Origin of the sequence: Solimonas aquatica, from assembly GCF_900111015.1 — a bacterium.
In the GTDB taxonomy this organism is placed as follows: Bacteria; Pseudomonadota; Gammaproteobacteria; order Nevskiales; family Nevskiaceae; genus Solimonas; species Solimonas aquatica.
In genome coordinates this window covers 1670-23910 of sequence record NZ_FOFS01000017.1, presented here as the reverse complement: position 1 = coordinate 23910, position 22241 = coordinate 1670, and the positions used below count along the sequence as shown (strand labels likewise).

Annotated in this window: 18 protein-coding genes; 11 read left to right on the top strand and 7 right to left on the bottom strand. The window is 67.4% G+C overall.

The window, feature by feature from the left end:
• Positions 1-22: 22 nt before the first annotated feature.
• Positions 23-4369, bottom strand: coding sequence for a DEAD/DEAH box helicase (locus tag BMY12_RS18205; protein WP_093289275.1), 4347 nt, complete (start codon positions 4367-4369; stop codon positions 23-25).
• A gap of 267 nt (positions 4370-4636) precedes the next feature.
• On the opposite strand from BMY12_RS18205, the gene BMY12_RS18200 reads away from it, so the two are divergent.
• Together BMY12_RS18200 and BMY12_RS18195 are read left to right on the top strand one after the other, a co-directional pair.
• Entirely contained in the window at positions 4637-5425 is a 789-nt protein-coding gene (locus BMY12_RS18200) for a sulfite exporter TauE/SafE family protein (RefSeq protein ID WP_093289273.1), read from the top strand.
• Between the two features lie 48 nt (positions 5426-5473).
• Positions 5474-6382: a 5'-nucleotidase gene (locus tag BMY12_RS18195; RefSeq protein ID WP_093289271.1), complete on the top strand. Its 909-nt coding sequence runs from the start codon at positions 5474-5476 to the stop codon at positions 6380-6382.
• Here the strand turns inward: BMY12_RS18195 and BMY12_RS20410 are convergent, their stop codons facing one another.
• Positions 6383-6529, bottom strand: coding sequence for a hypothetical protein (locus tag BMY12_RS20410; protein ID WP_177189068.1), 147 nt, complete (start codon positions 6527-6529; stop codon positions 6383-6385).
• A gap of 144 nt (positions 6530-6673) precedes the next feature.
• Here BMY12_RS20410 and BMY12_RS18190 point away from each other — a divergent pair, with 144 nt between their 5' ends.
• Positions 6674-7690 (top strand): M14 family zinc carboxypeptidase, encoded by a 1017-nt coding sequence (locus tag BMY12_RS18190; protein WP_093289269.1) that lies wholly within the window; start codon positions 6674-6676, stop codon positions 7688-7690.
• Positions 7687-8418 carry an alpha/beta fold hydrolase gene (locus BMY12_RS18185; protein WP_093289268.1) on the top strand — a complete coding sequence of 244 codons (732 nt, stop codon included), beginning with the start codon at positions 7687-7689 and terminating at the stop codon, positions 8416-8418. Before BMY12_RS18190 ends, BMY12_RS18185 begins: the two co-directional genes overlap by 4 nt.
• Before the next feature lie 171 nt (positions 8419-8589).
• Here BMY12_RS18185 and BMY12_RS18180 read toward each other — a convergent pair whose 3' ends face one another.
• Entirely contained in the window at positions 8590-10215 is a 1626-nt protein-coding gene (locus BMY12_RS18180; RefSeq protein ID WP_093289266.1) for a methyl-accepting chemotaxis protein, read from the bottom strand.
• 408 nt (positions 10216-10623) lie between these two features.
• Between BMY12_RS18180 and BMY12_RS18175 the strand changes: the two genes are divergently transcribed.
• The 5 genes from BMY12_RS18175 to BMY12_RS18155 all read left to right on the top strand — a co-directional run bounded on the left by BMY12_RS18175 (position 10624) and on the right by BMY12_RS18155 (position 13487).
• Positions 10624-11382 (top strand): class I SAM-dependent methyltransferase, encoded by a 759-nt coding sequence (locus tag BMY12_RS18175; protein WP_177189067.1) that lies wholly within the window; start codon positions 10624-10626, stop codon positions 11380-11382.
• Between the two features lie 52 nt (positions 11383-11434).
• Positions 11435-11830: an MAPEG family protein gene (locus tag BMY12_RS18170; RefSeq protein WP_093289263.1), complete on the top strand. Its 396-nt coding sequence runs from the start codon at positions 11435-11437 to the stop codon at positions 11828-11830.
• On the top strand, positions 11827-12225 hold the full coding sequence (locus BMY12_RS18165; RefSeq protein WP_093289262.1) for a YchJ family protein: 399 nt from the start codon (positions 11827-11829) through the stop codon (positions 12223-12225). Before BMY12_RS18170 ends, BMY12_RS18165 begins: the two co-directional genes overlap by 4 nt.
• A 62-nt stretch (positions 12226-12287) precedes the next feature.
• Positions 12288-12938 carry an MBL fold metallo-hydrolase gene (locus BMY12_RS18160; RefSeq protein WP_093289260.1) on the top strand — a complete coding sequence of 217 codons (651 nt, stop codon included), beginning with the start codon at positions 12288-12290 and terminating at the stop codon, positions 12936-12938.
• Positions 12939-13052: 114 nt separating this feature from the next.
• Positions 13053-13487, top strand: a complete 435-nt coding sequence (locus tag BMY12_RS18155) for a DUF3429 family protein (RefSeq protein ID WP_093289259.1) — start codon at positions 13053-13055, stop codon at positions 13485-13487.
• A gap of 226 nt (positions 13488-13713) precedes the next feature.
• Here BMY12_RS18155 and BMY12_RS18150 read toward each other — a convergent pair whose 3' ends face one another.
• From BMY12_RS18150 to BMY12_RS18135, 4 genes are all read right to left on the bottom strand, one after another.
• Positions 13714-15498, bottom strand: coding sequence for an acyl-CoA dehydrogenase C-terminal domain-containing protein (locus BMY12_RS18150; RefSeq protein WP_093289257.1), 1785 nt, complete (start codon positions 15496-15498; stop codon positions 13714-13716).
• Positions 15499-15833: 335 nt separating this feature from the next.
• Positions 15834-16703 carry a pirin family protein gene (locus BMY12_RS18145; RefSeq protein ID WP_093289256.1) on the bottom strand — a complete coding sequence of 290 codons (870 nt, stop codon included), beginning with the start codon at positions 16701-16703 and terminating at the stop codon, positions 15834-15836.
• 45 nt (positions 16704-16748) lie between these two features.
• Complete coding sequence (locus BMY12_RS18140) at positions 16749-17147, bottom strand: DoxX family protein (protein ID WP_093289255.1); 399 nt, start codon at positions 17145-17147, stop codon at positions 16749-16751.
• A 38-nt stretch (positions 17148-17185) separates the two neighbouring features.
• Positions 17186-17788 (bottom strand): FMN-dependent NADH-azoreductase, encoded by a 603-nt coding sequence (locus tag BMY12_RS18135; protein WP_093289253.1) that lies wholly within the window; start codon positions 17786-17788, stop codon positions 17186-17188.
• Between the two features lie 114 nt (positions 17789-17902).
• Between BMY12_RS18135 and BMY12_RS18130 the strand changes: the two genes are divergently transcribed.
• Both BMY12_RS18130 and BMY12_RS18125 read left to right on the top strand, forming a co-directional pair.
• Positions 17903-18820, top strand: a complete 918-nt coding sequence (locus tag BMY12_RS18130) for a LysR family transcriptional regulator (protein ID WP_093289252.1) — start codon at positions 17903-17905, stop codon at positions 18818-18820.
• Between the two features lie 474 nt (positions 18821-19294).
• Positions 19295-21985, top strand: coding sequence for a winged helix-turn-helix domain-containing protein (locus BMY12_RS18125; protein ID WP_093289250.1), 2691 nt, complete (start codon positions 19295-19297; stop codon positions 21983-21985).
• The last annotated feature ends 256 nt before the right edge of the window (positions 21986-22241 follow it).

Sequence of the window (22241 nt, the reverse complement as noted above, 5' to 3'; positions counted from 1 at the left end):
GAAAAGGCGTGCTTCGCGCCGCTCAGTCGCCGGTCCGGCGCAGCAACTTCTGTTTCCACTCGTGTTGCTGCGCAGCCTCGGCGGGCTGCAGGTAGTTCACTTCGCCGGCGATCAGGGTCGCGACCGCGATGCCGCCGCGATAGAGAATGCGGTTGCCGGGCAGGGCGGGGACGCGCTCACCCGGCAGAATCAGGCCGAGCAGATTGAGCGGGTCGCTGCCGCAGACCACGGCCAGCGCTTCATCGCGATCCTCGCGGAAGCGGCGCAGCGCGGTGGCGGCTTCCGGCAAGGCAAACTGTTCGCCCGCAAACAGGCTCACGAAGCGGCCGCCGGCAATCTCGCCGCGCGCTTCCAGACGCCGCAGCACATAGGCCAGCTCGCGCCAGGGCGGCAGCTGCGGCTCGCGCTCCAGCAGCTTGCGGAACAGCACGCCGTAGCGTTTGAGCAGGCTGCGGGCGATGGTCTCGATGCGCAGCGCCTCGGGCTGTTCTTCCTCGCTGCGACGCTGACGCACCAGACTCCAGCGGCCGGCGCCTTCCAGGTTTTCAAACGCGGCACGCAGGCCGCCGCGCCGCAGGCGACGCGCCTTGATCTCGGCCGGTGCAATCAGTGCGCGCAGCCCGGCAAAGCCGTCGGCATTGACCAGGCCATGACTGACCAGCTCGCCCAGCGCGCCTTCCACCTCGCTGCGCAAGCGTCCGGTATCGCTGACCAGGTCCACGAAGAACGAGGCGCCCTGGGCGCGCAGTGCGCTCAGCACGTCCTGCGCACTCGCCGAGAGTTCGGGCGCGGCATCCGGCGCACTCTGCCAGCAGGCGGCGCGCTCGCGCGCCAGCAGCACGATGGGCGTGGCGCGCACGGGTGCGTTCTTGCGGCTGTTGTCCCCGCTGGGCAGGCGCTGCCAGAACACGCGGCCGGTGGCGCAGAGCTGATCCAGCCAGTGCGGCTCGTACCAGCGCAGGCGCGCGGGCAGCAGCTCGGCTTCCCAGGCGGCGGCAGCGGCGGGGAAGCCTTCCAGTTGCGCGAGCACCGCTTCCAGCGCCACCGGTCCTTCGCGACGTTCCTCGCCCACCACGCCTTGCCAGTGCAGCAGGAAGCGCATGAAGGCCGCCGGCGGCACCGGCTCGTATTGCGCGCGCTTGCGGTCGCGCGTGTAGCGGTGGATGCGGGCGAGGCGGCGGCGCTCGCACCACTGCAATTCCGGCAGTGCTTCGAAATGTCCGCGCATCGCGCTGCCTTGCTGCTCCAGTGCCAGCAATGCGGCATCGATCAGATTCGCGGGCAAGCCCAGCGGCGTCGCGAGTTCGGCAGCGGTGACCGGACCCTGCAGTTCCAGGCGGCTGCGCAGCAGTTCGCGCAGCGCGCTGTCGGCGTCGATGTCTTTGCCCAGCAGCGGCGCATCGCCTTCGAGCGCGGCCTCCGGCAACACGGCGCGCAGTTCGCGCAGGCGTTCGGCGGCGACCCAGAGCGGGGCGGGTGTCGATGCGGCTTCGGGCGCCCCCCTCACCCCGGCCCTCTCCCCCCGCGCGGCGGGGGGAGAGGGAGACAAGCGGGCGACACGACGCTGTTGCATCAGTTCCTGCAGCTGCGTGGTCCAGCCGCTCGCTTCGTCCTCCGTGAAAAAGCCGTGCGTGACCAGTGCGTCATGGACTTCTTCAGCGTTTGCCGGCTCCGGGCGCATCTCCTCGCGCACGCTGGCGATGGCTTCGCGGTCCAGCCGCGCGAGATCGCGGCCGGGCTCGATGTCCTTCAGGTAGTCCAGGCCGCGTGTCTTCACCGCCAGGGTGCGGCGTTCCTCGGCGGCGCCGTCATCCAGAAACGCATAAGGCCGCGCATTGAGAATGGACTCGGATAGCGGCGAGGGCGTGGTGAGATCGCGACAGATCACCTGCGTGGCGCCGGACTCCAGGCGCTTGAGCAAAGCCAGGAAGCCATCGGCGTCCATGACCTCGTGCAGGCAGTCGTCGAGCGCCTGCTGCACCAGGGGATGATCCGGCACCTCGCGATCACCGGTGAGATTGTCCTGGCAGGCCAGCGCGTCCGGAAAGGCATGCGTGAGCAGGTCTTCGGCGTCCGAGCGCTGGAACTGCGGCGGCACGCGCTTGCCCTTGCGATTGCGTTCCACCGCCAGCGCCACGCTCGCCACCCAGCGCCAGCGGGTGTTGAACATCGGTGCCTGCAGCACGGCCTGAATCAGCGCGTCCAGCGCGCTGTTGGAATGCAGGTAGCGCGTGACGTCTTCCAGCGGGAAGCTGTGCGTGGGGCCCAGGGACAGCACCAGGGAATCGTCCAGCGCCGCCGCCTGCAGCTCGAAGTTGAACTGCCGGCAGAAGCGCTTGCGCAGCGCCAGCCCCCAGGCGCGCATGATGCGCGAGCCCAGCGGCGCGTGAATCACCAGATGCGTGTCGCCTACTTCATCGAAGAAGCGTTCGAAGACGATGCGCTCGCGCGTGGGCAGCAGGCCCAGCGCGGCCTTGGCGGCGGCCAGGTATTGCGCGAGTTGCTCGGCGGCAGCGGTCGGCAGCTGGTGCTTGTCCTGCAGCCAGCTGCGCAAGGCTTCGACGCCTTCATCGAGCAGCGCCTCGGCGCGCGCGCGCAAGCGCGAGACCGCAATCGACAGCTCATCGCTGCGGCCCGGCGCCTCGCCGAACCAGAACGGCATGTTCGGCGGCTGGCCCTTGGCGTCCTCCACGATCACACGCCCGGTCTCGATCTTCAGGATGCGATACGAGGTGTTGCCCAGCTGCACGATGTCGCCGGGCAGGGATTCGAAAGCGAAGTCTTCATTGAGCGTGCCGATGCGCACGCCTTCCGGCACCAGCTCCACTTCGGAATCGAACTGATCGGGAATGGTGCCGGCATTGCTCACCGCCACCAGCTTGGCGCCGCGCCGCGCGCGCAGCATGCGGTGCACCGCGTCGTAATGCAGCAGCGCGCCGCGCCGGCCGCGCTTGGTGGCATAGCCATCGGCCAGCATCTGCACCAGCTGCTCGAAGCGTTCCAGGCTCAATTCACGATACGGCTGTGCGGCGCGCATGCGCGCATGCAGCTCGGCCAGCGGCCAGTCCTGGCAGGCCACCTCGGCGACGATCTGCTGCGCCAGCACGTCCAGCGGCGCCTGCGGCAGCACGGCGTGATCCAGCTCCTCCTGCGCCACCGCGTCCATCAGCGCCGTGCATTCCAGCAGATCGTCCAGCGACAGCGGAAACAGCCGGCCCTTGGGAAGCGCGCGCACCGCATGACCGGCGCGGCCCACGCGTTGCAGAAAGGCATTGATGCCGCGCGGCGACCCGAGCTGGCAGACCAGATCCACCTCGCCGATGTCGATGCCCAGTTCCAGCGAGGCGGTGGCGACCAGGGCCTTGAGCTGTCCGGATTTCAGGCGCTGCTCGGCGTCGAAGCGATGCTCGCGTGCCAGGCTGCCGTGATGGGCGGTGACGTGTGCCTCGCCGATGCGTTCGGCCAGATGGTGTGCGACGCGCTCGGCCACGCGGCGCTGGTTGACGAAGATCAGTGTGGTGCGATGCGCGCTCACCAGCTCGGCCAGGCGATCGTAGATCTCGCCCCAGACTTCGGTGGCCATCACCGCCGTGAGCGGCGCGCGTGGCAGCTCCAGGCCCAGATCGCGCTGGCGCTTGTGGCCGGTATCGACGATGGCGCAGTCCGCGCTGCGCGCGCCGAGCAGGGCCTCGGCCATGCGGCTGATCGGCTTTTGCGTGGCGGACAGGCCGATGCGGGTCGGCGGGCGCTGGCAGAGTGCATCCAGGCGCTGCAGCGACAGCGCCAGATGCGCGCCGCGCTTGTTCACCGCCACCGCGTGCAGCTCATCGACGATCACGCTGCGCACGCTGCGCAGCATCTGCCGACCCGAGTCGCTGCTGAGCAGGATGTACAGCGACTCGGGCGTGGTCACCAGGATGTGCGGCGGCGCGCGGCGCATGCGCTCGCGCTCCAGGGTGCTGGTATCGCCGGTGCGCACCGCGCTGCGGATGTCCACCGGCGGCAGATGCCGGGCGCGCAGCTGCGCGGCGATGCCGGCCAGCGGCGCTTCGAGATTCTTCTGGATGTCGTTGGACAGGGCCTTGAGCGGCGAGACGTAGAGCACCTGCACCGCGTCCGGCAGGGGGCCATCGAGGCCCTCGATGACCAGCGCGTTGATGGCGGCCAGAAACGCCGCCAGGGTCTTGCCCGAACCGGTGGGTGCGGTGGCCAGCACATCACGCTGCTGCGCGGCGTAGGCCCAGGTCTGGCGCTGCACCTCGGTGGGCGTGCCGAAGGCGGCAGTGAACCAGTCGGCCACCGCCGGATGAAACGGCGCGCCCAGGGGGCTGTCGTTCACGCAATCGGCAAAGGGCAGGTGCTGCTGCATTGTGGTTCTTAGCTTAGAACCAAATGACTCGGCAGCTTGGCGCGCGCCGCGCTTTGAGTACCATGCTTAGATCGGGACTGCATAAGATGTAGGGAAAAACCGATAGCCTCGTAATCGAAAGGTGCCGGCACGAACCGGTACCGGCATTGAACCAGATTCCATCCGGAGAGCCAGATGCCCTGCCTGTACCCGGCGCCCTCGCGCGCCAGCCTGCCGCGCAGCGCGTGCTTTGCGCGCCCGCTTTGAGCTTCGGGAAACCGCGCGGACATGACGCTTGAATGGACCAACTCCATCGCCGGTTTCGGCGTGGGCCTGCTGGTGGGTTTGACCGGCGTCGGCGGCGGTTCGCTGATGACACCGATCATGGTACTGCTGTTCGGCGTGGCGCCGAGCACGGCGGTGGGCACCGATCTGTGGTTTGCCGCCATCACCAAGATGGTCGGTGGTTTCGTGCACGGCAAGAAGGGCTCGGTGGACTGGCAGGTGCTGCGCCGCATGTTCTACGGCAGCATTCCGGCGGCCCTGGCCACCTTGCTCTGGCTGCACCTGAGCGGCGCTGACAAGAGCCACAGCACGCTGATGATGCGCACCCTGGGCGGCGTGCTGATTCTGACGTCCGTGGCCTCGGTGTTCCGCAGCCGCTTCCATGCCTGGGGTGAGCGGGTGCGCGCGGGCCGGCCCATCGAGTTCAAGTCGCTGCAGCCGGTGCTGACGGTGGTGGCCGGTGCGATTCTGGGTTTTCTGGTCACCTTCACCTCCATCGGCGCCGGCGCCCTGGGCGCGGTGATGCTGCTGTATCTGTATCCGCGACGCATGAGCCCGGTGACTCTGGTGGGCACCGACATCGTCCACGCCATTCCCCTGACCTTGCTCGCCGGCACCGGCCATCTGCTGCTGGGCAATGTCAATGTCAGCATGCTCGGCGCGCTGCTGATCGGCTCGATTCCCGGCATCGTGCTGGGTTCCTTCGGCAGTCATCTGGCGCCGGAGAAAGTCACCCGCACCCTCATCGCCCTGATTCTGGTGGTGGTGGGCCTGAAGATGATGGCCTTCTAGAGCCCGCACTGCGGCACAATGGCGGCTCTTCGCGAGCCGCCATTTTTTATGCCCGTCAGTCTCGACAACAAGCTGGTCGTTGCCCTGTCCTCCCGCGCCCTGTTCGATCTGGAGGCGGAGAACCAGGTATTCGAAGAGCAGGGCGACAATGCCTACGTGCGCCTGCAGCTCAGCCGTGTCGATCAGCCGGCGCAGCCGGGCGTGGCCTTTCCCCTGGTGCGCAAGCTGCTGGCCTTCAACGAGGACGGCGAGCATCGCGTGGAAGTGGTGATGCTCTCGCGCAATGATCCAGTCTCGGGCCTGCGCGTGTTCAAGTCGGCGCAGGCGGCGGGCCTGGCCCTGCAGCGCGGCGTGTTCACCAAGGGCCGGCCGCCGTATCACTACCTGAAACCCCTGGGCGCGCACCTGTTCCTGTCCGCGCACATCGACGATGTGCACGGCGCCCTGGCCGCCGGCTTTCCCGCTGCGCGGGTGTTCTCGGAATCCGTGGTGGACGCGGCGCGGCATCCGCAGGAACTGCGCATCGCCTTCGACGGCGATGCCGTGCTGTTTTCCGACGAGGCCGAGCGCGTGTTCCAGTCCAGCGGCCTGGATGCCTTCCAGACGCATGAGCAGGCCCATGCGCAGCGACCGCTGCCGCCGGGCCCGTTCAAGCCTTTGCTGGAGGCGCTGCACCGCCTGCAGCGCGCGGCGGGAGACACCCTGGGCATGCGCCTGCGCACCGCGCTGGTCACCGCGCGCAGCGCGCCGGCGCATGAGCGGGCGATCCGCACCTTGATGGAATGGGGCATCGCCGTGGACGAGGCGATGTTTTTAGGCGGCCTGGAGAAAGGGCCGTTCCTGCAGCAGTTCGAGCCGGATTTCTTCTTCGACGATCAGCTCAACCACTGCCAGTCGGCGAGCCTGGCCGGACCCACCGGACATGTCGCGGCGGGCGTGGTCAATCAGCGCGGCTGATCAGGATTTCAGCTGCGCCAGCTGGCCGCGTACCGCGCCCACCGCCTGGCTGCGCTGCAGGGCGAAGAATTCCACCACACCCACCAGCACCACGGCACTCAGGGTCACCGGCGGCGAGCAGAGGATTTTGCGTGCGAGCTTGTTCATGGCTTTTTCTCCGTGCGTGCAGGCAAATTAGCGGGCGCTTGTGACAGCCCGATGGCGGCACGATGACAGGCGCCGCTGTCAAAGGCCTGCAATCGGCGGACCTTAAGCTGCGCGGTTGGCAAGATCGGGAATCAACACAGACACATGGGCGAGCTGCCGGAACTAAAGGAACTGGAAGAGCTGATCGCGCTGTCCGGCGGTTTGCTGCGTTCACGCATCGCCTGCGAGGTGCGGGTGCGTGACCGGCAGTTTCCGGTGCCGGTGCTCAGCCTGGGCAGCGAGGATCCACAGGCGCCGGCGGTGGGCTTCTTCGGCGGCGTGCACGGTCTGGAACGCATCGGCGCCGAAGTGGTGCTGGCCTATCTGCGCAGCCTGGTGATGCGCCTGTCCTGGGACGAGACCCTGCGCCAGCAGCTGCGCGAGCTGCATCTGGTGTTCATGCCCCTGGTCAATCCGGGCGGCATCTGGCTGCGCACCCGCGCCAATCCGCGCGGCGTGGACCTGATGCGCAATGCCCCGGTGGAGGCCATCGAGAAGGTGCCGTTCATGATCGGCGGCCAGCGCTACAGCGCCGGACTGCCCTGGTATCGCGGCGCGCGCGAAAGCATGGAGGCGGAGAGCGCGGCGCTCTGCGCGCTGGTCGAAGAGGAGCTGCTGCAGCGGCCGTTTGCGCTGACCCTGGACTGTCATTCCGGTTTCGGCACCCAGGATCGTCTCTGGTTCCCCTATGCACACACGCGCCGGCCCATCGCACATCTGCCGGAGCTGGAAGCGCTGCGCGCGATCTTCGCGCAGAGCTACGCGCATCATCAGTATGTGTTCGAGCCGCAGAGCTGCCAGTACCTCACGCATGGCGATCTCTGGGATTACCTCTATCTGCGTGCCGGCGCGAACAGCGAGCGCGTGTTTCTGCCGCTGACCCTGGAGATGGGCTCCTGGCTGTGGGTGAAGAAGAATCCGCGCCAGATGTTCTCGCGCTTCGGCATCTTCAATCCGCTGATCGCGCACCGTCAGCAGCGCGTGATGCGCCGGCATCTGGCGCTGCTGGATTTCTTCACGCGCGCCGCCGCCAGCTGGCGGCAATGGCTGCCGCAGGGCGAGGCGCGCGAACTGCATCGCGCCCAGGCGCTGGCGCGCTGGTATCGCGATCAGCTGGCATGAGCGCAGCGCCCTGGATTCTGCTGCGTGGACTCACCCGCGATGCACGGCACTGGGGCGGTTTCGCGGCGGCGCTGCGCGAGCGTGAGCCGGATGCGCGCATCATCGCACTCGATCTGCCCGGCAACGGCCTGCGGTATCGCGAGCCCAGCGCTGCGCGTGTCGAGGATGCGGCGCGGGAGTGTCGCGCGCAGCTCAAGGCGCAGGGTCTGTCGCCGCCGTATCGTCTGCTGGCGATGTCGCTGGGGGCGATGGTCGCGGTGGCCTGGGCGCAGCAGGCGCCGGAGGAACTCAAGCGCTGCGTGCTGATCAACACCAGCCTGCGGCCGTACAGCCGTTTTTATCAGCGGCTGCGGCCGCGCCAGTATCCGCGCCTGCTGGGCATGGTGCTGCGCTGGCACGATGCGCCGTACTGCGAGCAGCGGCTGCTGCACATGACCAGCCGGCGCCAGATGCGCGAGGTGCTGGCCGACTGGTGTGCCTGGCGCAGTGCCACGCCGGTGTCGCGCGCCAATGCCTGGCGGCAGCTGCATTCGGCGATGCGCTTCATGGCGCCGCGCGAGGCGCCGTCGGTGCCGATGCTGCTGCTGGCCGGTGCGCGTGATGCGCTGGTGAATCCGGATTGTTCACGCCGCTTGGCGCAGGCCTGGCATCTGCCCCTGATCGAGCATCCCGATGCCGGGCACGATCTGCCACTCGACGATCCGGCCTGGGTACTGGCGCAGCTTTAGCGCGATGGCGCTTTAAGCAGCCGGTCTGGTTTTGCCGCTTCTGGCTTCGCCTGTCTCTTGATCGATTGGTTTCTTCCGCCGCCGCAGGGCGGTCGAAAGAGGCAATAGATCGAGCAGCACAGGCAGCAATCAGCGGCAAAGCCCGGCGGGGCATGCCGCCATCACGCCTGACTAGCCCAGCTTGTAGCCGATGCGAAACCCGCCCCAGTGCTCGCCGTTGACGTAGATGGGCACCGACATGTCGAACATGATCTCGCCGGTGTCGCGGCGATAGACCTGCAGGCGGTAGGCCTCTTCATGTGCGCCTACGGTGCGGCCGACGCGATCACTGAAGATGCGCTTGGTGCGATTGCCGACCAGATCGCGGGCGCGGTCGCCGGTGAGCGGCTGGCTGAAACGCAGATTGTGCGTGGGGACATAGCCATCGCGGTTGGCGCTGATCGCAAACGCCATCCAGGTGTGCTGCTCCAGCAGCGGCTCCTGCAGCAGCGGCAGCAGCTCATCGCAGAAAGCGTCGAAAGCGCTGTGATGCTTGAGCGGATCGGTGCCGGCGATGGGCTCGTACTGTCTTGAGAACAAGGCCTCGGCCTCGATCAGGCCCTGGGCGAGTGCTGCATCCATCGCTGCGCCGATGCGCGCGGCGGTCAGCTGCGCGGCCTCGCAGGCCCGGGCATGGCGCGGCTCGCTGAGCGGGTCGGCCGGCAGACGGAACAGCTGGATGCAGTCGGCAAGCTGTTCCGTGTTGAGCTTGAGCTGCTCGGTGCGCTGCTGGATGCTGCCGGCGCGTTCGAGATTGTGCGCGCTGAGCTGTGCCACCTCGCTCAGCGTCGCTTCCATGCTGTGCACCTCGCGGCCCTGCTGCTGCATGGTCTCGCCGGCGCTGCGGATGGCGCTGGCGGTGCGCTGCAGCAGCGAACCCAGATCACCCAGCGCGCCGCGTGTGGCCTGTGCGGAAGCCGCACCGGCGCCGGCGGCGCTGCGGGTCTGCTCGATCAGGCCGCGGACATCACGCGCGGCACTGGCGGTGCGATTGGCCAGCCCGCGGATTTCACCGGCCACCAGCGCGAAGCCGCGTCCGGCCTCGCCGGCATGCGCCGCTTCGATCGCGGCGTTGATGGACAGGATGTTGGTCTGAAAGGCCACCGAGTCGATGACCTCGATCACGCTGTTGATCTGCGCGGCCTTGGCGTCCACTTCACCCATGGCCTGACGCAGGGTCTCGGCCACTTCGCCGCCGCTGGCCGCGCGCTGCTCGGCCTCGTTGGCCAGGGACAGCAGCTGCTGCAGCTCCTCGCCCGCCTTGTTCAGCGCTGCGGTCAAGGCTGCGGTCTTCTCGTTGAGCGCTTCGACCGCCTGCACCTGCTGTTCGGACTGATGGCTCAGCTCGGCGTTTTCCGTGGCGATCTGCGGTGCCTCCCGGGTCACGGCGCTGCTCAGGGTCACGGCCTGCCGGATCGCCTCGGCGATATTGCCGACCCCGGTTTTCAGCTGCATCAGCTGCGGCAGATTGCGCAGCTCGCCATCGGGCTTGAGGTCCAGATCGCAGGCCGCCAGGCGCGCGGTGAGCTGCGCCAGCAACTGCTCGGATTGCCGCGCGCTGCCCAGGCGTTCCAGCAAGGGCTGCAGGCGCGGGTGTACCGGCGCCTGTGGCCAGCCGCCGGTCGCCAGCTGGTCCAGCTGCATCAGCAGCTGGGCGAGGCCGTCGTCGGCCGGCGCATGCGCGGTGGCGGGCAGGCCCGGCTCGCCGGCCTCGTGGCGACGGTCTTCGAGATGAGTGGATTGGGGAATGGCATGCATGAAAAACTCGCTTGACCGGCTTAGGGTCTGTTGACATTCACTTTACCCGCTGCGACGGAGGTCGTTTTGCCGCAGGGCAAGGCGGCAGACGCGCCGCCTGGTTATTCCAAGCCAGCGGCTGCCAACGCCGCCCTGCGGCCCAAGTAGTCCACCTGGGGCCCCGTCCCGTAAGGGTTGCGCCGCAAATCGCGCCATGCGGCGTTGCGAAACTTGGCCTTGGCACCACCAAGGCCTGCGTTTCGCGCCTTGCCTGGCGCGATTTGCGGCAGCAACGCAGCGGACAAAGTAAATGTCGACAGACCCTGGCACCGGGTTTGATAGCGGAAGGTAAAGCCCCGTTCTTGAGTGCCGTGGTCGGCGACGGCTGGTCCTGTGTCACAGATCTGGTGCAAGCTTGCGGACATGGCGTTGTCACCCTCCTCAGAGACTCAAGAAAAACCCGATTACGGCATCGACGCCCCGGAGGCGATCCGGCGCTTCCTGAGCCTTGGTTCCGTGCTGTTGGTCGTGCAGTTCGCGATGCCCGCCATTTCGGCGCTGCTGCCGGTGCACGCTGCCTTCGCGCTGCGAAGCACCGCGCCTGCGCTGGGCGCGATGGGTTACCTGTTTGTCGCCACCGCCGGGCTGCTGCTCTGGGGCAGTCGCAGCGGCAAGCTGCGGCTGCGCGACAAGCTGCTCGATGCCCTGCCCTGGCGCGGTGATGAGAGCGTGCTGGATATCGGCTGCGGCCACGGCCTGATGCTGATCGGCGCCGCCAAGCGTCTGACGAGCGGAAAAGCCATCGGGGTGGACGTCTGGAGCGAGCGCGAGGCGGGCCGCAACCGCCCGGAGTCGGCGCTGCGCAATGCGCGGCTGGAACAGGTGGCGGGGCGCGTCGAGGTGCACACCGCCGATGCCCGCGAGCTGCCGTTCGATGCGCAGTCCTTCGATCTGGTCTTGAGCAGCTGGACCCTGCACAACCTGCCCCAAGGCGAGCAGCGCCAGCGCGCGCTGCAGGAGATGCTGCGGGTGCTGAAGCCCGGCGGGCAGCTGCTGCTGATCGATATCCGCCACGTGCGCGAGTACGAGGGCTTTCTGCGCGCGCAGGGCCTGCAGCTGCTGCGTCGCAGCGGGCCGCATTTTCTGTTCGGAACGCCCAGTTCCTGCATCATCCTGCGCAAGCCTTGAGGCCGCCCGGGCGCGCCGCATTTCGCTGCATCAACCATCCAGGGGGAAGGACATGCCCATCACCACACTCTATGCCGGCCTGCTCGGCATCCTGTTCATGCTGCTGAGCTGGCGCGTGGTGGCCGCGCGCGGCAGCCAGAAGATCAATCTCGGCGATGGCGGCAATCCGCTGATGCTGCGCCGCATCCGCGGCCACGCCAATTTCGCCGAATACGTGCCGCTGATCCTGCTGCTGCTGGCGCTGCTGGAAAGCGCGCATCTGAGCGCGCCCTATCTGCATGCCCTGGGGGCCACGCTGCTGCTGGCGCGGGTGCTGCACGGTTATGCGCTGAGCTTTGCCGAGCAGTTCGTGCCCGGCCGTTTCCTCGGCACGCTGCTGAGCTTCATCGTGCTGGTCGCGGCGGCGGGCCTTTGTGTGTACAGCGGCCTGGGCCACCCGCTGCCTTGAGCCGCAAACCCGACGCGCCGCTCACGCGCTGTCCCTGTGAGTCCGGACGCGAGTACGCGCAGTGCTGCGCGCCGCTGCATGCCGGCACGCCGGCACCGACCGCGGAGGCGCTGATGCGCTCGCGCTACAGCGCGTATGCGCTGGGCCTGGGCGACTATCTGCTGGCCAGCTGGCATCCGCAGACGCGCCCGGCGCAGCTGCCGGCCGAAGCGCCCGGCACGCGCTGGCTGGGCCTGCGGGTGCTCGCGCAGCGCGCGCTGGCCGAGGATGCCGCCGAGGTGGAATTCATCGCCCGTTATCGCGTCGGCGGCGGCAGCGCGCAGCGCCTGCAGGAGCGCAGCCGCTTCGAGCGCATCGAAGGGCGCTGGTACTACCGTGACGGCCAGTGGTCCTGAGGCGGCGGCCTGTGCCGGCGATACAATTCGCGTTCCAAAACTTGCGATAGCCCGAGCCGCTCATGTCCCTGCAGTGCGAAATCATTCCGGTCACGCCGTTTGCGCAGAACTGTTCCCTGATCTGGGATACCGAGACCCTGCGCGGCGCGCTGATCGATGCCGGCGGCGAGATCGAGCGTCTGCAGGCGCGCGCCGCACACCACGGCGTGACCCTTGAAAAGCTGCTGGTCACGCACGGCCATCTGGATCACGCCAGCGGCGTCGCCGATCTGGCCGAACAACTCAAGCTGCCCATCGAAGGTCCGCAGGAAGGCGACCGCTTCTGGATCGAAGGTCTCCCGGACGCCGCCGCGCGCTACGGCTTCCCGCCGGCGCGCAGCTTCGAGCCCACGCGCTGGCTCCAGCACGGTGATCGCGTCCGCGTCGGCAACCTGGAGCTGGAGGTGCTGCACTGCCCGGGCCACACGCCGGGCCATGTGGTGTTCCACCACGCGCCCTCGCAGCTGGCTTTCGTGGGCGATGTGATCTTCGCCGGCAGCATCGGCCGCACCGATTTTCCGCGCGGCGATCACCAGCAGCTGCTGGATTCGATCCGTCAGCGCCTGTTCCCGCTGGGCGATGCGGTGCGCTTCGTGCCCGGTCACGGACCTGTCTCCAGCTTCGGCGAGGAGCGGCGCAGCAATCCCTTCGTGGCCGACGCGCGCTTCGGCTGAAGCGCCGCCCCGACCGACCCTGCATCCCGGTCGGATGACCGGCCGTCGCCGGGGCTGACGGCGGCCGGTGGAACGGTCTAGGCTGCCGGCATCAGGGCCTGGAGTGCCAAGCGCATGCGTTTGCCGCGACTGCTGTACCTCTTGGGTTATGCGGGACTGCTGCCGTTTATGGCAGCCCCCCTGTGGCTGACGCTCTCGCCGCAGACCGCGCCGGTGTGGCTGGACCGCGCCTGGCTCAGCTATGCGGCGATGATCGCCGCCTTCATGGCCGGCTCGTTCTGGGGCCTGGCGCTGGTGGTGATCGAAAATCCGGCCGGCATGCTCGGCACGGTGTTCTCGGCGCTGATGATGCTCACCGCCTGGATTTCGCTGCTGCTGCCGTTTCCCGAGGATCTGTACCTGCTGGCCCTGGTGTTCCTGCTGCTGGCGGTGGGCGAGTACTGGCGTGAGCGCACGCTCGATCCGATGAGCAGTTATCTGTACCTGCGCATCACCCTGACGGTGGGCGTGCTGATTGCCATGATCTGGCGGATTGCCTTGCACGTCTGAGACGCGTGAGGGGTGAGGCAAAGACAAGCTTCTGTCATTCCCGCGCCAGCGGGAATCCAGTGATCGGGCGCTGCACGCGCCAGCACGCGCCCATTGGATGCCCGCCTGCATACGCATGACAAGGGCTCGCATCAGCCGCGGTGCTGCTGCCTTGCGCCTTTGTGTCCTCTGCGCTTCCAAAAAAAAGCCCGCTCCCCCCGGAGCGGGCCTTTTCACCGCAAGGACTTCAGAACAGCGCCGCGTCCATCGCCATCAGCGAACCGCTGCCCGCGCGCGCGACGCGGATCAGGCTCGCGGTTTCCGGCAGCATGCGCGCGAAGTAGTAACGCGCGGTGGCGAGCTTGGCCTTGTAGAAATCACCTTCGCCCTGCTTGTCCAGCGCCAGGCGCGCCATGCGTGCCCAGAGGTAGGAGTAGACCAGGTGGCCGACCACGCGCAGATACGGCACGGCGGCGGCGCCCATCTCGTCCGGGTTCTGCGCGGCCTTCATGCCGATCTCGCCGGTGAGCTTGACCACCTTGTCGCCGATGTCCATCAGCGGCTCGACGAATTCCTTCATGTCTTCGCGGCCGGCCTGCGCCACCACGAAGTCCTGCACCAGCTTGCCGAACTTCTTGAGCTTGGCGCCGCCGTCCTGCAGCACCTTGCGGCCGATCAGATCCAGCGACTGGATGGTGTTGGTGCCTTCGTAGATCAGGTTGATGCGGGCGTCGCGCACGTACTGCTCCATGCCCCATTCGCGCACATAGCCGTGACCGCCGAACACCTGCATGCCCAGGTTGGTGGACTCGAAGCTGTTGTCGGTGATGAAGGCCTTGACGATGGGCGTGAGCAGGGCGACCAGATCACCGGCGTCCTTGCGCACGGCCTCATCCGGATGCTTGTGCTCCTGGTCGATCATCAGGCCCACCCAGTAGCACAGCGCACGCGCGGCTTCGACATGCGCCTTCTGGCTGAGCAGCATGCGGCGCACGTCCGGGTGCACGATGATGGGATCGGCCGGCTTGTCCTTGAGCTTGGCGCCGGTGAGCGAGCGCGACTGCAGACGATCCTTCGCATAGGCCAGCGAGTTCTGGTAGGCCACTTCGGCCAGACCCAGGGACTGCATGCCCACGCCCAGGCGCGCGCCGTTCATCATCACGAACATGGCCTGCATGCCGCGGTTCGGCTCGCCCACCATGAAGCCCTGCGCGCCGTCGAAGTTCATCACGCAGGTGGCGTTGCTGTGGATGCCCATCTTGTGTTCGATGGAGCCGCACTTCACGGCATTGCGCGCGCCCGGCTTGCCGGCGGCGTCGGGCAGGAACTTGGGCACGATGAACAGCGAGATGCCCTTGGTGCCGGCCGGCGCGTCCGGCAGGCGCGCGAGCACCAGATGGATGATGTTCTCGGAGACGTCGTGCTCGCCGGAGGAGATGAAGATCTTGGTGCCGCTGATCGAATAGGAGCCGTCACCGCGCGGCTCGGCCTTGCTGCGCAGGATGCCCAGGTCGGTGCCGCAATGCGGCTCGGTGAGGCACATGGTGCCGGTCCATTCGCCGGACACCAGCTTGCTCAGGTACACCTTCTTCTGCTCGGGCGTGCCGTAGGCATGCAGCGAGGAATAGGCGCCGTGGGTCAGGCCGGGGTACATGGTCCAGGCCTGGTTGGCGGAGTTGAGCATCTCCTGCAGCACATTGTTCACCAGCTCCGGCAGGCCCTGGCCGCCGAATTCCGGATCGCAGGACAGCGCCGGCCAGCCCTGCTCGCAGTACTGCTGGTAAGCCTCGCGATAGCCCTTGGGCGCCTTCACCACGCCGTCGCCGACATAGGTGCAGCCTTCCTCATCACCGCTCTGGTTGAGCGGGAAGATCACCTGCGAGGCGAACTTGCCGGCTTCTTCGATGATGGAGTTGACGGTGTCCGCGTCCAGATCGGCATGCGGCGGCAGCTGGCTGAAGGCGGCGCCGACATCGAGCAGTTCATGAAGAACGAACTGCATGTCACGGACCGGGGGAGTGTATTGCGGCATCGGAAAATCTCCTGGCAGATCAAAAAAGGGTGGGCAGCGCCCGTGGCGCCCCGAATGTTGTCAGTATGCCCATACCCTAGCGTATGTCGCTACCGCAGTGCAGCACCCGCGCGCGACTGGCCGACTGGCGGATGGGCCAAGCGGACTAGGGCCTGTTGTGGCGCAGGGCGGCCTTGGCAGCCGCTGGCTTGGAGTCACCCAGCGGCGCGTCTGCCGCCTTGCCCTGCGCCAAAACAGCCTCCGTCACAGCGGGCAAAGTGAACGTCAGCAGGCCCTCATCTCCAGCAAATAAAAAGCCGGCCCTGAGGCCGGCTCGGCAAGGCAAAACCGCAGTTTCAGGCGGCCTGCGCCAGGGTGCCGTTCTGGTAGTCCTGAATCGCCTGCTCGATCTCCTCGCGGGTGTTCATCACGAAGGGGCCGTACTGCACCACCGGCTCGTGCAGGGGACGCGCGGCCAGCAGCAGCACGCGGGCGCCGGCGGCACCGGCGACCAGCTCCACGGTGTCGCCCACATCCAGCACGCCGGCGGCGCGATGCGGCAGGGTCTTGCCCGCGATCTGCGCCTCGCCCTCGTAGGCATAGACGAAGGCATTGAGGCCCGGCGCCAGGCTCTGCGTGAAGCGCGCGCCCGGCGCCAGCTGCACGTCGAAGTACAGCGGCGTGGTGGACAGCGGCGCGCCGGCCGGGCTGATCGGCCCGTCGGTTTGCTGGTCACCGTGCTGCAGGGTGCCGGCAATCACGCGCACGCTCACGCCCTCGCCCAGCTGCACCGTCGGCACCTGGCTGGCCGGGATGTCGCTATAGCTGGCCGGCTTCATCTTTTCCGCCGCCGGCAGATTGATCCAGAGCTGGAAACCGCGCATGCGGCCCTGGCTCTGCTGCGGCATCTCGGAGTGGATGATGCCGCGCGCGGCGGTCATCCACTGCACGCTGCCGGGACCCAGATCGCCGGTGTTGCCCAGGTGGTCACGGTGCTGCATGTGGCCGTCGAGCATGTAGGTGACGGTCTCGAAGCCGCGATGCGGATGCGAGGGAAAGCCGGCGAGGTAGTCGTCCGGATTGTCGGAGTAGAACTCGTCCAGCATCAGGAAGGGATCCACATACAGACCGCGCTGGCTGCCGATGGAGCGGCGCAGCTTCACGCCGGCGCCGTCCGAGGTGGCCATCGAGGGAATCACGTGCCGCAAACCACGCAGGGTGCTCATGATCGTGCTCCGTAGAAAGGCTATGTAGTGAGCTTCGGGCTTGAACTATTGTCGGGCAAGGCGCGCATCCAGGCTCAGCTTGCCCGGACCGTAGGCGGCGAGCAGCAGCAGGCCGCCGGCGATGGCGAAGTTTTTCATCAGCATGATCTGCTGCATCTGATCGGCGCCGCCGTGGAAGAGCAGGGAGGCGGTCACCGAAAAGCCCGCCAGCAGCACCGCGATGGGCCGCGCCGCCAGACCCAGCACGATGGCCAGACCACCGCCCAGCTCCAGGGCGATCACCAGCGGCAGCAGCGCGCCGGGCACGCCGGCGCTGGCCATGTAAGCCTGGGTGCCGGCATACGCGCCGATCTTGCTGGCGCCGGCGCCCACGAAGATGGCGGCGAGCAGGATGCGGCCGACGAGGCTGCCCAAGGGCGCGAGACGGTCGAAGAAGGTGTTCATGTTTTTGCTCCGAAAGTGTTTGGTATGGGGTTCAGACTTCAGGCGGCGAGCGCGGCGATCTGCTGCTGCGCCTGCTCCAGCGCCTTCTGCTTCTGCTCGGCGCTGACGTTCAGGCCTTCGGCGTACACGAACTCGATGTCGCGGATGCCCAGGAAGTTGAGGAAGTGCGTGACGTACTGCGTCTGCGTGTCCAGCACCGTGCCCTTGAAGAAGCCGCCGCGCGCCGCGAACACATAGAGCTTGCGGTCGGCCAGCAGGCCCTCGGGACCGTTGGCGGTATAGCGGAAGCTGATGCCGGCGCGCGCCAGATGATCGAAGTAAGCCTTGAGCGTGGAGGGCACGCCGAAGTTGTAGAGCGGCAGGCCCAGCACCACCACGTCGGCGGACTTGAGCTCGTCGATCAGCTCCTGGCTGGCAGCGGCGTGCGCCTGCTGCGCGGCGTCGCGCTGTTCCGGCGCGGTGAAGAAAGCCTGCACGCGCTCGGCGGAAAGATGCGGCAGCGGGTTCTTGCCCAGGTCGCGGACGATCACGCGGCCGTCCGGATGTGCGGCGCGCCACTGGCGCACGAAGGCATCGGCCAGCTGGCTGGACTGGCCCTGATCGGCAAACAGGCTGGAATTGATCTGCAGGAGCGTGCTCATGGCGGTTTCCTTTCGGCCTATCGGGCCGGGTTTAAGTGCGTGCAGCCATTACGCTCTTGATTGATTCGATAAAAAAGCGGAATTTATCGGGCCAATCAATCGAATCATTAGAAGATGAGCGATCAGCCTCGCATCAGCCTGGAGCAGTGGCGGGCGCTCACCGCGGTGGTGGAAGCCGGTGGTTATGCGCAGGCCGCCGAGCGCCTGCACAAGACCCAATCCACCCTCAGTTATGCGGTGCAGAAGATCGAGCGCCTGCTGGGTCTGAAGGTGTTCGCCATCGAAGGGCGCAAGGCCAAGCTCACCCGCGACGGTGAAATCCTCTACCGACGTGCCCAGATTCTGCTGGCCGAGGCGGCGCAGCTGGAGCACGGTGCGGCGCAGATGGCCGCCGGCTGGGAGGCGGAGCTGCGCATCGCCGCGGAAATCGTGTTTCCCACCTGGCTGCTGCTGCAGAGTTTTTCACGCTACGCCCAGGAGCAGCCGCAGACCCGCATCCAGCTGTATGAAACCGTGCTGGGCGGCACCGACGAGGCCCTGCTCACGCGGCAGGTGGACCTGGCCATCACCGGCAATGTGCCGCAGGGTTTCATCGGCGAGGCCCTGATGCGCGTGCGCTTCGTGCCCGCCGCCCATCCCGGACATCCCCTGCACCAGCTGGGACGCGAGCTGAGCTTTCGCGACCTGCGTGCCCATCGCCAGCTGGTGATCCGCGATTCGGCGCAGAACCGTCCGCGCGAATCCGGCGCCTGGCTGGGTGCGGCGCAAAGGCTCACCGTGAGCCACAAGGCCACCTCCATCGCGGCAGCAAAAATGGGCCTGGGCTTCGCCTGGTTTGCCGAGGACACCATCCGCGAGGAACTGGCCAGCGGCGAGCTCAAGCGCCTGCCGATGCGCGAAGGGCTGGAGCGCTATCTGGAGTTGTATCTGGTGTTTGCCGACCGCGATTATCCCGGTCGCGGCGCCTGGCGCCTGGGCGAAATCATCCGCGAACTGCTCGCGCAGCAATGTCCCTCGCGTTCAGCGCCGTGACGGCAGCGTGTCTGCACGCCGCACCTGGGCAGGTTGCCGCGCTGTGGCTGGGAACCTGTCCGTGCATTGCGCAGGTCTGCGCTGCTGTCGAAAATCACGCCAGGCAAGGCGCGATTTTCGGCGCAACCCTGGCGGGACGGGGGGCAGGTGGACTACTTGGGCCGCAGGGCGGCGTGGGCAGCCGCTGGCTTGGAATCACCAAGCAGCGCGTCTGCCGCCTTGCCCTGCGGCCCCGTCGGTTTGACTGGGACCTCCGTCGCCGGTGCGCGCAATGCACGGATAGGTTCTAAGATGGGGGACTCGCGGCAAGCGCCGCAGCGACGCCACAGGGCTGCAGTCCCTGCCGTGTTTTCGCTGGGGCCGCGGAGCCAAGCATGACGTTCCGGAACAGGAACGCTGAAATGAGGAAATGATGGTGCCGGAAAGGATGCCGAGCGGCGGACTTTAGGGCGCTGAAGAGGAGGGGCGGCGCCGATGAATCAGGCGGATACCATCGCCATGCACAAGCTGTACGCGCCGCCCGTGTATCTGGGTGCGGTGCGGCGTTCAGCCATTCTCGAACGCGTGCTGGGTAGCGAGGCGCCGCATGTGGTGCTGCTGCAGGCGCCGGCCGGGCATGGCAAGTCCACCCTGCTGCAGCAGACCATGTCGCTGGCACGGGAGCACGGCATGCTCTGCGCCTGGCTGAGCTTCGACGAAGCCGACAACGACGTGCGCCGCTTCGTGCTGCATCTGGAGGCGATGCTGCGCGCGCTGGACGGCAAGACGCCTGCGGCGCTGCAGGCCAGCCCGGCGGCCACGCGCAACACGCGCTCGGAATGGTTCACCAACCGTCTCTACGCCGCCGGCGCGCCGGTGGCGCTGTTCTTCGACGAATTCCAGACGCTCAGCGGCCGCTCCGCGCTGGCCTTCTTCCGCAATCTGCTGGAGCACGTGCCGGAGCGCGTGCGCATCTTCATCGGCTCGCGCACGGTGCCCGACATCGGCCTGGCGCGCCTGGTGGTGAATCGCCAGGCGCTGATTCTGCGCGGCGACGATCTGCGCTTCTCGCCCGAGGAAGTGGGCCGTTTCTTCGCCGGTGCGCAGGAGCTGGCGATGCAGCCCGCCGAGCTGCACGCCATCTATGACCGCACCGAAGGCTGGCCGGCAGCGCTGCAGCTCTATCGTCTGTCGCTGGCGCGCGCCGAGGTGCGCCGCTCGCTGCAGGACCTGAGCAGCTCGCGGCCCGCGCAGCTGGCCGATTATCTGGCCGACAACGTGCTGGCCCTGCAGTCGCCGCGCCTGCGTGAATTCCTGCTGCGCACCTCGCTGCTCAGCCGGCTGTGCGCGCCGCTGTGCGATGCGGTGATGGGCCGCGAAGGCAGCCAGCTGCTGCTCAAGGAACTGGAAACCTCCGGCCTGTTCCTGCGCAGCCTGGATGCCGAGCTGCGCTGGTTCCGCTATCACACCCTGTTCTCGTCATTTTTGAGCGAACAGCTGCGCGAGGAAGCCGAAGACCTGATTCCGGAAGTGCACCGTCGCGCTTCGGCCTGGTATCGCAGCCAGCGCATCTACGACGAGGCCCTGCATCACGCGCTCAGCTGTCGCGACTACAGCGGCGCCGTGGACATCTTCGATGTCTGGGCCACGCAGCTGGTGATGGACGGCGACCTGATGACCATCGAGCGCTGGTATGACCGCGTGCCGCTCGAAGAGCTGCAGCGGCGCCCGACGCTGGTGATCAAGGTGGCCTGGGCGCTGGCCTTCCTGCGCCGTCGCGACAAGCTCAGCCCCGTGCTCAAGCTGCTGGAACAGATGCCACGCCAGCCCCGGCCCGGCGATCCGGCTGATCCGCAAGTGGTGCGCTCGATGCTGATGATTCTGCAGGACGAGCCGCAGGCCGCCTTCGAGATCGCGCAGCACATCGATCTGGATCAGCCGCAGTCGAACGGCTTCGTCGCCTTCCAGCTCGCCGCCGCCGGCAATCTCAAAGGCTATCTGGCGATGATCGCCGGTGACTTCGAAGGCGCGCACGAAGCGCTGGCGCTGGCGCGCAGTCACGGCCAGCGCGCCAGTGCCGGTCTGAGTCAGGGCTACACGGTGGCCGTGGACGGCATGAACCTGATGGTGCAGGGCCGGTTGCCGGAAGCGCTGGAATGTTTTCGTCGCGGCGTCGCCGAGCCGCGCATCCTGCTCGACGAATCCGTGTCGGCCGCCTCGCTGGTATCCAGCTACATCATGGCCCTGTATGAAGCCAACGAGCTGGACACCGCGCGCAATCTGTTCAACCGCTACCACGACATGATTGCCAACGCCGGCATGCATGATTTCCTGGCAGCGGCTTATGTGGCCATGGCGCGTATCCACGAAGCCAGCGGCGAAGGTGTGCGCGCCATCGAACTGCTGGACGAGGCCGAGCTGATCGGCCATGCACAGCTGCCGCGTCTGGTGCGCATCGTCGCCTGGGAGCGCGTGCGCATCTGGCTGCAGCGCGGCGATGCCGCGCAGGCCGCCGCCATTGCCAGCCGCGCCACACACGGCGAGGCGCTGCCGACAGGCTGGCTGCGTTTTGCCGAGGATCTGGAATGCGAAATCATCGGCGGCGCCCGTCTGGCCTTGCATGAGCATCGCGGCGAAGAAGCACTGCGGCGTCTGGCGCCCGAGCTGGACGACGCACAGCGCCGCCGCCGCGTGCGCCGGCAGATTCGCCTGCTGATCCTGCAGGCGCTGGCGCATCAGCAGCAGGGTGGCGAAGTACAGGCACACCGCACGCTGCAGCAGGCCCTGCGCCTGGCCGCGCCGCGCGGCTTTTTGCGCGCCTTTCTAGACGAAGGCCCGCAGCTGCAGAAAATGCTCGCGGCCGAAGCTCAGCGTGAAGAAGAAGGCATGCGTGGCGATGCGGGTGTGCCGGCCTTTCTCGAGCGTCTGCATCAGGCCAGCGGCGCCGCGAACGGCGCCGCGCAGCAGCAGGCCACACGAGTCTTCGAGCCTCTGGAAGCGCTCACCGATCGCGAAAAGGAATTCCTGGTGCTGCTCGCCAACGGCGCCGCCAACAAAGTGCTGGCGCGCAAGATGTTCGTCTCCGAAAACACCGTGAAGTTTCACCTGAAGAACATCTACTCCAAGCTCGGCGTCAGCAGCCGCCTGCAAGCGATCAGCGCGGCGCGGCAGATGAAGCTGATTTGAAAGCAGACGCCGGCGCTGTGCCAGGCATGCAGACGATGCGCACGCCAACGGTGGTTGATCAAGCCGATTGTGCAGTCACGTAGTCACGTAGGGGGGGGTAGCGGCGCAAGCCGCGTAACCCGCCTTCCGCGCTGACATGTCGCCGCGCAGGCAGCGATGCAGCAATTCGCTGCCGGCACCGGCCTGGGTGCTGATGCCGGATCAGTCGTGTGTCTTGAGGCGGCGGCGGCTTGCTGCGGAAGACGCTCAAGCGGCG

Coding starts and splice junctions, on each gene's coding strand:
- BMY12_RS18195 (WP_093289271.1), top strand. CDS start 5,474: ATGCCCGTCAGTCTCGACAACAAGCTGGTCGTTGCCCTGTCCTCCCGC.
- BMY12_RS18130 (WP_093289252.1), top strand. CDS start 17,903: ATGAGCGATCAGCCTCGCATCAGCCTGGAGCAGTGGCGGGCGCTCACC.
- BMY12_RS18150 (WP_093289257.1), bottom strand. CDS start 15,498: ATGCCGCAATACACTCCCCCGGTCCGTGACATGCAGTTCGTTCTTCAT.
- BMY12_RS18185 (WP_093289268.1), top strand. CDS start 7,687: ATGAGCGCAGCGCCCTGGATTCTGCTGCGTGGACTCACCCGCGATGCA.
- BMY12_RS20410 (WP_177189068.1), bottom strand. CDS start 6,529: ATGAACAAGCTCGCACGCAAAATCCTCTGCTCGCCGCCGGTGACCCTG.
- BMY12_RS18145 (WP_093289256.1), bottom strand. CDS start 16,703: ATGAGCACCCTGCGTGGTTTGCGGCACGTGATTCCCTCGATGGCCACC.
- BMY12_RS18205 (WP_093289275.1), bottom strand. CDS start 4,369: ATGCAGCAGCACCTGCCCTTTGCCGATTGCGTGAACGACAGCCCCCTG.
- BMY12_RS18170 (WP_093289263.1), top strand. CDS start 11,435: ATGCCCATCACCACACTCTATGCCGGCCTGCTCGGCATCCTGTTCATG.
- BMY12_RS18155 (WP_093289259.1), top strand. CDS start 13,053: ATGCGTTTGCCGCGACTGCTGTACCTCTTGGGTTATGCGGGACTGCTG.
- BMY12_RS18125 (WP_093289250.1), top strand. CDS start 19,295: ATGAATCAGGCGGATACCATCGCCATGCACAAGCTGTACGCGCCGCCC.
- BMY12_RS18180 (WP_093289266.1), bottom strand. CDS start 10,215: ATGCATGCCATTCCCCAATCCACTCATCTCGAAGACCGTCGCCACGAG.
- BMY12_RS18160 (WP_093289260.1), top strand. CDS start 12,288: ATGTCCCTGCAGTGCGAAATCATTCCGGTCACGCCGTTTGCGCAGAAC.
- BMY12_RS18190 (WP_093289269.1), top strand. CDS start 6,674: ATGGGCGAGCTGCCGGAACTAAAGGAACTGGAAGAGCTGATCGCGCTG.
- BMY12_RS18200 (WP_093289273.1), top strand. CDS start 4,637: ATGACGCTTGAATGGACCAACTCCATCGCCGGTTTCGGCGTGGGCCTG.
- BMY12_RS18135 (WP_093289253.1), bottom strand. CDS start 17,788: ATGAGCACGCTCCTGCAGATCAATTCCAGCCTGTTTGCCGATCAGGGC.
- BMY12_RS18140 (WP_093289255.1), bottom strand. CDS start 17,147: ATGAACACCTTCTTCGACCGTCTCGCGCCCTTGGGCAGCCTCGTCGGC.